Annotated in this window: 11 protein-coding genes; all 11 read right to left on the bottom strand. The window is 39.6% G+C overall.

Going from position 1 to position 8,544, the window contains the following annotated elements; translation table 11 throughout:
* Positions 1–204: 204 nt before the first annotated feature.
* The 11 genes from Q7J67_06760 to Q7J67_06710 all read right to left on the bottom strand — a co-directional run bounded on the left by Q7J67_06760 (position 205) and on the right by Q7J67_06710 (position 8,392).
* The gene (locus tag Q7J67_06760; protein MDO9464979.1) at positions 205–600 is read right to left on the bottom strand and encodes a hypothetical protein; all 396 of its coding nucleotides are present in this window, start codon (positions 598–600) and stop codon (positions 205–207) included.
* Between the two features lie 79 nt (positions 601–679).
* Positions 680–1,015 (bottom strand): PDGLE domain-containing protein, encoded by a 336-nt coding sequence (locus Q7J67_06755; protein ID MDO9464978.1) that lies wholly within the window; start codon positions 1,013–1,015, stop codon positions 680–682.
* Positions 1,002–1,697 carry a cobalt transporter CbiM gene (gene cbiM, locus Q7J67_06750; protein ID MDO9464977.1) on the bottom strand — a complete coding sequence of 232 codons (696 nt, stop codon included), beginning with the start codon at positions 1,695–1,697 and terminating at the stop codon, positions 1,002–1,004. Before cbiM ends, Q7J67_06755 begins: the two co-directional genes overlap by 14 nt.
* A 21-nt stretch (positions 1,698–1,718) precedes the next feature.
* The gene (locus tag Q7J67_06745) at positions 1,719–3,095 is read right to left on the bottom strand and encodes a carbohydrate porin (protein MDO9464976.1); all 1,377 of its coding nucleotides are present in this window, start codon (positions 3,093–3,095) and stop codon (positions 1,719–1,721) included.
* A 248-nt stretch (positions 3,096–3,343) separates the two neighbouring features.
* Positions 3,344–3,760, bottom strand: coding sequence for a nickel-responsive transcriptional regulator NikR (nikR, locus tag Q7J67_06740; GenBank protein MDO9464975.1), 417 nt, complete (start codon positions 3,758–3,760; stop codon positions 3,344–3,346).
* 184 nt (positions 3,761–3,944) lie between these two features.
* On the bottom strand, positions 3,945–4,538 hold the full coding sequence (locus Q7J67_06735; protein ID MDO9464974.1) for a hypothetical protein: 594 nt from the start codon (positions 4,536–4,538) through the stop codon (positions 3,945–3,947).
* A complete protein-coding gene (locus Q7J67_06730; GenBank protein MDO9464973.1) occupies positions 4,538–5,023 on the bottom strand; it encodes a tetratricopeptide repeat protein in 486 nt (161 codons plus the stop codon). The genes Q7J67_06735 and Q7J67_06730 overlap by 1 nt, the downstream gene beginning before the upstream one ends.
* Positions 5,024–5,161: 138 nt before the next feature.
* Positions 5,162–5,863 carry a cytochrome c biogenesis protein CcdA gene (locus tag Q7J67_06725; GenBank protein ID MDO9464972.1) on the bottom strand — a complete coding sequence of 234 codons (702 nt, stop codon included), beginning with the start codon at positions 5,861–5,863 and terminating at the stop codon, positions 5,162–5,164.
* Positions 5,860–6,702: a metal ABC transporter permease gene (locus Q7J67_06720; protein MDO9464971.1), complete on the bottom strand. Its 843-nt coding sequence runs from the start codon at positions 6,700–6,702 to the stop codon at positions 5,860–5,862. Before Q7J67_06720 ends, Q7J67_06725 begins: the two co-directional genes overlap by 4 nt.
* Positions 6,695–7,477: a metal ABC transporter ATP-binding protein gene (locus Q7J67_06715; GenBank protein MDO9464970.1), complete on the bottom strand. Its 783-nt coding sequence runs from the start codon at positions 7,475–7,477 to the stop codon at positions 6,695–6,697. The genes Q7J67_06720 and Q7J67_06715 overlap by 8 nt, the downstream gene beginning before the upstream one ends.
* A 21-nt stretch (positions 7,478–7,498) precedes the next feature.
* Positions 7,499–8,392 carry a metal ABC transporter substrate-binding protein gene (locus Q7J67_06710; protein MDO9464969.1) on the bottom strand — a complete coding sequence of 298 codons (894 nt, stop codon included), beginning with the start codon at positions 8,390–8,392 and terminating at the stop codon, positions 7,499–7,501.
* Between the last annotated feature and the right edge of the window lie 152 nt (positions 8,393–8,544).

Below are 8,544 nucleotides of genomic sequence, written 5' to 3'. Positions count from 1 at the left end.
CGGTTATTCGCGTGCGGTAGCCTTCAGGCGGTTTCGTCGACAACCCTCTCGAAGGCTACCGCACGCTCGTTCCAATCAAAATCACCCAAAACCCATCATTTAGACAAAAATAAAATTTCTCCCAATTTCATGAACTCAGACTTCTCTTAATTTTGCGTATATTCACCTCTCTAGACTGGGCATTGGCGGATAAATCATTTCTATTTACCCCATATTTTCATTATATCTATTGTAGAAATTAGACTCATTTAACTCCTTCTTTAAAGAGTCGATTATAAACCCATCGATCCGTTTCCAAATGTAAGAAGCGAATTTAACTGGATTCGGATTCCCGCGCTTATCACAGTAATTAAGGTCATAACTTTCGATTTTCTTATAAACGATAAGAATAGCTTCTGCTAATAAATCCTCTCCAAATGATCGAACCAATGAAGGAAATGCTATTTTGTGAATTCTAAAGATTAGGAAACCGACATAGCGCAGTACAAGTTCATCCTTGTTTTGCTTTGAACCATTTTGAGCTTTTGAAATTAACTGTCTTTCCTCAGATAGAGAAAGTTTTGGGTAACGCTTAGCAATGCCACTATAGCCCTCCCACATACTAATTAAAATTTATTCTGCATCGCGAATAAACCTAATAATGTGCACATTCACTTAAACACAATTCTTTCAGGGATTATTATTCATTTCCCCTTGATAAGATCTTGCCTATAAACAAAATGACTATTGCGATAACAATTATTCCCAATATCGCTGATACAATATAGGCAAGGCTAAGATGTGATAACCCCTTTTCCTCCCACCCCTTAAAAGCATAGTCAGGCATAGGAGCATTCCAAAGGCTAGAAATCTTTTCAAGACCCTGAGGAACATACCCTACCAGTTTCTGCATCTCATCAGCTCCCCACTCTCCCCATGCTGAACCTGCCTTAAAATGTTCAGGCAATAATAAACCCAGCGGAGAAAGAATAACTAAAATGCCTAACCCTATCCATAATTTATTAGTGAGTTTCATTAGCCACCTCACTTTCCTTAATAAATTCCGGGGAATGTTTTTGTAAATATTTAATTACTAAAGCTGTAACAATCGCCTCAACCCATCCAAATATCAATAAATGCTCTCCCAACATTACAGGCACTGCTACCTTAAAACCATACGGACAATAAAGTGCCTGCCCATTTGCAGTATGGTGCAATAAAGGTTGTAGCCCGAATTCAACACCAGCAAAAAAAGCAGCAACATTAATACCTATATATCCTGCTATGCCAGCAGCCAATACTCTTCTTTTCGAATCTATAGGCGCATTATAACTAATAGCCTTATATATGTAATAACCTACAAACGGCAAAACAAATGCCATGTTAAAACAATTCGCCCCTATAGCAGTAATACCGCCATCTCCAAATAGCAGCGCCTGGATAACTAATGCTACGGTTAAAGCAATACAAGCTGCCCAAGGCCCAAGAAGTATCGCTACCAATACCCCACCAACAGCGTGTCCAGTTGTTCCACCTGGTATTGGCACATTAAACATCATGATCACAAAACTAAATGCCGCGCCTATTGCCAACATAGGGACTTGCCGGGCTCTAAGTGTCTTCTTGACAATTTTTGATGCAACTGTCCATATCGGCAACATGACTACGTAGAAAAACCCGCAGGTTGCCGGACCTAAATAACCATCTGGTATATGCATATCTTCCCCCTTATCTTTACTTTAAAAATCAATCTGTGCCCTAATCCCACCCACAAAAATGCCATTTGTATCTCCCACAACATCCTTTCCAAATGGATTCCAGATATGCTGGAAGTCAGGACTGATGAATAAGTGATCGTTCACGTATATTCTGTAATAGGCTTCGAGGTGGCCTTCAGTTCTTGCTAAATATTCTTTTGCTTTCTTATAATCATCCGAAGGCATTACCTGGCCTACGGCAAAAGCAAACACATCCTTCTCTCTTCCCCAAGGTTTACCTTCAACTTGGAAGCCGGCGCTCCAGGATTGCTCAAGAGAAAAATAATTAGGATCATCATCGTTCCCAGTTGCCGGTAATTCAGGGTTATAAACTTTCGGGTTCTGCCAGCCATAACGAACAAAGAGAGTAACAATATCGTTGGCTTTCTGATCAAAACTTAAACCAAAACCATAGGCTGTTTCTTTTGTCTTTTCTGTATCCAGCCACTTAGTATGATTCGCATTATTACTCCAGCCGTAGAAGCGGTAATTACCGGGAAGATTTAAAAAATTGGTCTTAAAACTAACCTGACCGATATTAAAAAGATTATCCCCGATTTTCTCCCAACCACTTTTTGCATTAAACATACCATAACCTAATTCAAGCCATTCTACAGGTAGATAAGCAACCCGAATACCAGCGTTATTATCTGGAAATTCAACCGTAGGCGAATTACGAAAAATCCTGCCTAAAAACTGAGCAGTTTCGTCATTAGCAACTTCATTTTGATCAAAATAAGCAGTAGGATCAAGTTTACCAAAAGTAACAGCAGCCTTGTCTTTAAACAAATTTTGTTCATACCAGAATTCCGTCAGCTCAACCTTAGCATCGCTGTCACCGGCATCACGATTAACATTACTATATAAGGTAAGATTATCTTCAAGCCCAGCGCCCTGGCCAGCCTCTAAATGCAGGAACGCCCTACCGTCAACTTCCTTAAATTCTTTAGCTAAAGTTACATCCGCTGAATATGAACCATCGGTGCGATCTTTCTTTTGCGTCTGTCCGTCACCATTATAATTAACGTTATTAGTACCCTGAACAATCATAGTGCCGCCTGCACCAAGCTCAAGTCCTTCCATAAGCTGAATAGGAGCTGTCGGCACGCGGTGAAGATTTTCCTCAAATTGTGATAACTTTGTTTCGTATTCCGAGATCTTTTGCTGCTGCGTTTGAACTGTTGCGTTCTGATTAGCTATATATTTGTCCTGATCTGAAGCTTTCTTCTCTAAGGCAGCAATACGCTCCTTAAGCTGATTAATCTCATCCCTAATAGATACTTCATCAGCAAAAGTTGCCGTAGCACAAAGAAAAGAAAAAACTACCAAAAATAATGCTGCTTTCTTTAAAACCGCCATAAATATACCCCCCTTTCAGGTGTTGTTTGCACCAGCTCAAAGTTATGGCATACTTATGGCTGGGCTTGGTTGTTTAATGTTCTTCGCCAAGTACCACGCCTCGCCGGATTCTTCCAAGGAGATGGCGGGGTTGTACTTTCTTTCCTGCGACACATTCTACTGTTTCAGTAACACACTGTGATAAGCTTTGGGCTATTCGTGTTATTACGTTTATCAAATTCGTGCTACTAATAGACAAAAAAATAATACTACTCTATGCCTCTTCCTGTCGTAGACATGCTTAACGTTGAATGCTTCACCCCCTTTACCGCTTTTAGACTCTCTGACAAGCGCTGGACTTTCTCGGGAGAGCCCTTTACCGCAAGTATCTCCAAACAGTTGTTATGATCTATATGGATATGCTGCGAGGAAATAATACAAGAGCCAAACTCATGCTGGATATCCAAAAGCGTATTCACTAACTCACGCTTGTGGTGATCGTAGATAAGCGTAACCGCTCCGATAACTTCATTTGCATCAAACCATTCTTTCTTTACCAGTTCCTGCCGGATCAAATCCCTGAAAGCCTCAGAGCGATTAGTATAGCTTTTGGATTCGATGAGTTTATCGAATTTTTCCAGAAGCCCTTTATCTAAAGAAACTCCAAACCTTGCTATTGAAGACATATGTCTTCTCCTTGCGTAGAGACGCACACCGGCGCAATTCCGATAAGCGCCGGGTGTCTGTATTACGAATATAAAAATTGTAACACTAATATATTAGTTGTCAAATGAAATCTTAGAATCACTTTTTAAAAAATATAACGTTCATACGGTTAATAATATCTTATACTTAACTTAACCCTGCTAATCAAAATATACGAAATCCCTGTTTCTTTTTCTTAGCCTCTGCGTCTTGAATAAAAAATAGCCCAGCAAGTTTCTTCTTTCCAAATTCATCCGTAAAATATTCCTGATGCGCGTAGAATATGCCTGTAACTTCTGCAAGAGGAGTAAATGGAGGAGCTAGTTTTTGGCCTTTTTTCATAGTAACAGACACTACATTAAATACTGTGGGTGGCGGACTAGCGCCCCAATCACAACACGGACAGCCGTAGGCATTTTTTCCCAAGGCAAAATTATCAAGAGAACCGTCCGCAAGATACGCATCATAGGGTATCAAAAGGTAGCCTGTTAATTTCACTTGCTTACCATGTAGATGAAGGATATTTATTGGGAAGCCTTTTATATCATCCCCGTCTTTAGTCGCCTGCTCTTGAACTTTCTCAAGCTCTCTTATGTCTAAAACATACACTTGTTTATCGTCTGATTGGCTAGCGAAAGCATCATTTGTCAATCTTAGCGCATGAAAAGATTGTACTGAATTTTGTTTTTTAGTTACGAAGAATAATATAATTGATAAAATAAATACGAACCTTAGCGTATAGATCAACCCTTTTTTCATTATTTAATAAATCTCCTGGGATTTGCTTTGTTGGCCATCGAACTATCTTGAGGATAATATTTCTGCAACTCTTTCAGCGTTCTATCCTCTTTATCAAATTCATTTAGAGCTTCATAACAGTTCGCGAGTAATCTCAATGACGACTTATGATAAGAAACAATATCTATCGCCTGCCCCTTCTCATCCGGACCGAATGCTATAATTTGCTCAAAATACGGCACCGCCTCTTTATATTCCTTTTCAGATGCCAGGATCACCCCGAGGCTAAAGTTTGCGCTTTTATCTTTAGGATCGGCTTTTATCGCCTGATGGTAAGCATACATGGACTTTTCCAAATTACCATTGCTTTTATAAGCATATCCAAGCATATCCCACGCCTTAACATTTTTTTTATCAATAAATACCGCTTTTTCATAGCTCCTTATCGCATCATTAAATAACTCGCAAGTCATATATGAAGATGCCCGGGATACTAACTGCTTCACGATAAACGGCCTCATCACGATAAGGCTCAAGGCTATAAAAGTAAAGCCAAGCAGCCACCTTAAAGTCAACCCAGGCCGCTTATCATGATTATGCGAATGGCTACAGCTACAATGATTGTTTTTTTCCATAAAAAATCCTTACGCGAGAATAAAGAAAAACAATGCGATGGCTATAAGAATGTTACCTGCAACAAATTGAGTATATTTTTCTAAACTTTTAACTTTGGGAGTTAAATATTTCACTAAGCTCGTAGATGAACCAACCAATAATATCGGCATGCTTTGGCCGATCGCAAAGCTTAAGAATATAATAAAAGAGTAAACCCATGAATCCCAAAAACCTACAATGCTTGCAATTACAAAAAGCACAGAAGCGCAGCAAGGGCAAGCCGGCATCTCCAAGAAAGCAAACATAACACCAAATAAAAACGAACCTATAAAACTTCTTTTTTTCAACCGAGTATTCATTTCACAATGCGCATGGTGCGTTTTTCCGATTTTAATTAAACCTGCGTAAAAAATCCCAAAAACAAGTAAAACAACCCCTAAAAATATATATAGATACCTGCTTATAAGCACTAAACTAAAAGCCAAATTCTTAAGTAAGATTAAAGCTATCCCTAAAAATGTATAACTGGTGATTAACCCTAAGGCTAAAAAAACAGCCGATAGAAATGATTTTCTCTTAGTGTCATGTGATGCTCCTGAGACATAACCAAAAACAATTGGGATCCTGATTATCGTACAAGAGCTTAAAGACGCGATAAATCCAGCCCAGAACACAATAAATATTGCTAGAATAGGCGACTTAGTTATAATTGTTTGCAGTGTATTCATCATTTCATTAAACGCCTACCTAATAATGCTGATATACCATAACAGCCGGAGGCAAAAAGAACAATCGTTGCTCCAGATGCTGTCCCCCAATAGTATGATACGATTAACCCTGTGATACCGGAAAGAATGCTTATAATTACTGCCCATGCCGTATATGTATGAATGTTTCGTGCAAGATTGCGAGATGCTGCCGCAGGCAAAATTAAAAGTGAATTTATGATTAAAATTCCCACCAGCCTTATTGAAACAATCACCACCAGCGCAAGAAGTATCGTAAAACTTGTCTCTACAAGAAAAGTATTGATCCTGCGGCTACGCGCCAAAGACGAATTAACGCTGGTAAGTATCATGGCGTTTCCTGCCGTATACCAATACCCCAAAACAACCACAGCTATTACAAAAAACCAGGCTATTTGCTGCGGAGTAACCGCGAGGATATCGCCAATCAAATAACTTGTATATTTTACAAATCCACCCTGCCTGCTCAAAATAACAATACCTAGGGCAACGATAAATGCCATAAGAACACCCAAAACAGTATCAACGGAAGCTTTGGTGGTATCTTTTAACAAGTTTATAGCGATGGCTAAAACCACAGCCAAACAAATCATCGGAAACGTTGGATCATGAAAACCTAAAAGTACCCCTATGGCAATTCCCGTAAGCGCGGAATGGCCCAATACATCAGTAAAAAAAGCCATGCGGTTATTTACTACCATTGTCCCTAAAATTGCAAACAATGGCGTAACGAGTAATATCGCCAAAAGCGCATTCTTCATAAAAACATAATGCGTCCAGCTAAACGGAAGCATATCCAGCAATCTATACCAAACCTCAATGATCGCCATTTTTATTATTTTCTTTTGACGTTAAGCTCGGCAGACAAGAAATATTCCATAGAGCTGGGCCAAAGGCCTTTACTAACTTTTCATTTGAAAGCACTTCTTTGGGATCTCCTTCTGCAATAATAGACCGGTTAAGGAGTATAAGCCGGTCAACGTAAGAAGATACGCCTGCTAGATCATGGGTCACAAGTATCACCGCGATATCATGCTTCCTTCTTAAATCATCTACGATTTGGTAAAAAAGGGACAGCCCCTTAATATCTACTCCGCTAGATGGCTCATCTAAAAGCAATAGTTCAGGTTCAGGGGTCATAGCGATAGCTAACAGAACTCGCTGTAATTCTCCACCTGAAAGCTCCCCTACTCTTCTCTTCAATAGATGTTCCGCTGAGAATAAAGATAAAACACCTTTTACTTTTTCAGATAAATCTTTGTTCACTCCAACCCAAATAGGATGACGGCTTATTGCCGAAACCACAAGATCTGTTACGCTTATAGGAGAATAAAGGTCAAATTGCAGTTTTTGCGGAACATAGCCTATCTTTGGTTTTTTAGAAGCACTACCGGCTATCCGGAATGCTATTTTTCCTTGATAGGGAATCTCACCAAGAATTGTCCTTAGCAAAGTGGTTTTTCCGGCACCATTCGGGCCGACTACACCGATAACCTCACCGCAGTTAACATGCAAATTAACATTATCAAGTATGGCATTATCGCCAAATTTGACTGTTAAATTATCAATCTTCGTACAGCAATGCTCACAAGTTTTCATTAGAAGCTACTCTCCGCTATCTTAGTTCTGAAAGGCTTGTTTTAAAACCTTAAGGTTATCTTTCATTATATTTATATAGGCGTCATAGTCATCCGGCCCGGTTACCGCAGGATCAAGCACATAAACTTTAGCCCCTGTTTCCCTGGCTATAGTCCCTGCCGCAGATGCTGAATATTGTGGTTCACTAAACAATGCCAAAACTCTATTTTTTTTAACAAGCTCAATGGTATCGGCCAGTTCTTGTGCGCTAGGTTCGCTCCCCGGCTCTCTCTCGACTACAGCAGCAATCTTTAAGTCAAATTCCTGGGCAAAATACGGAAATGCTTCATGAAACGTTATAATCGAATTGCCCTTATAAGGGGCTAACTCAGAGTGCATCTTCTGGCGCAGCGCTTCAAGTTTTGCAACATAATTAGCCGTATTCTTCGCATAGAGCTCTTTATGGCTGGGATCAAACTCTTCCATTGCTTTACCTAAATTCTTTACCTGGATCATCGCATTAAAAATACTCACCCATACATGTGGGTTATCGCCTTCGTTGCCCTCTCCTTTGATAAGAGGTATACCGCCTGCTAGCTGTACTATTTTTATATTGGGATATCCTGCTACAATTCTATTCAAAAAAGATTCCATACCTGCGCCATTGGCCACAAGAACCTGCGCATCAGCCAGCTTTTTCATGTCATTGGTTGTAACTGTGTAATCATGTAAACATCCGGTTAATGGTGGAGTAAGATTCTGAACTGAAACTCCCGGAACATCTCTGGTAACATTTTTAGCCATGATATACATCGGATAGAATGAAGCAACTATCTTGATCTCTTTAGCCTCACTAGCGGCAATACCAACAGAAGCAAAAGAACAAACCATAAGTAAAATTGATAAAATAAATGTGGAAATGCGTCGCCTAAACATACTTTCTCCTTTCATTTGCACTTTGAACACAACCCTTCTATTTGCAAAGAATGCGCCTCTACTTTTGCATTAAGTTTCTTTTCAATGAACTTTGAAACGCCTTTAAAATTACAGAAATCTACTTCTTCCATCTTGCTGCACTTGCGACAAGT

Source organism: bacterium, assembly GCA_030652805.1.
GTDB lineage: Bacteria > JAHJDO01 > JAHJDO01 > JAHJDO01 > JAHJDO01 > JAHJDO01.
The sequence above is the reverse complement of the archived record's forward strand: the minus strand, read 5'-3'. Positions and strand labels throughout refer to the sequence as shown.

Excerpts from the sequence above, each read along its gene's own strand:
- Q7J67_06755 (MDO9464978.1), bottom strand. The coding sequence starts at position 1,015 with ATGAAACTCACTAATAAATTATGGATAGGGTTAGGCATTTTAGTTATT.
- Q7J67_06710 (MDO9464969.1), bottom strand. The coding sequence starts at position 8,392 with ATGTTTAGGCGACGCATTTCCACATTTATTTTATCAATTTTACTTATG.
- cbiM (MDO9464977.1), bottom strand. The coding sequence starts at position 1,697 with ATGCATATACCAGATGGTTATTTAGGTCCGGCAACCTGCGGGTTTTTC.
- Q7J67_06715 (MDO9464970.1), bottom strand. The coding sequence starts at position 7,477 with ATGAAAACTTGTGAGCATTGCTGTACGAAGATTGATAATTTAACAGTC.
- Q7J67_06745 (MDO9464976.1), bottom strand. The coding sequence starts at position 3,095 with ATGGCGGTTTTAAAGAAAGCAGCATTATTTTTGGTAGTTTTTTCTTTT.
- nikR (MDO9464975.1), bottom strand. The coding sequence starts at position 3,760 with ATGTCTTCAATAGCAAGGTTTGGAGTTTCTTTAGATAAAGGGCTTCTG.
- Q7J67_06725 (MDO9464972.1), bottom strand. The coding sequence starts at position 5,863 with ATGATGAATACACTGCAAACAATTATAACTAAGTCGCCTATTCTAGCA.
- Q7J67_06735 (MDO9464974.1), bottom strand. The coding sequence starts at position 4,538 with ATGAAAAAAGGGTTGATCTATACGCTAAGGTTCGTATTTATTTTATCA.
- Q7J67_06760 (MDO9464979.1), bottom strand. The coding sequence starts at position 600 with ATGTGGGAGGGCTATAGTGGCATTGCTAAGCGTTACCCAAAACTTTCT.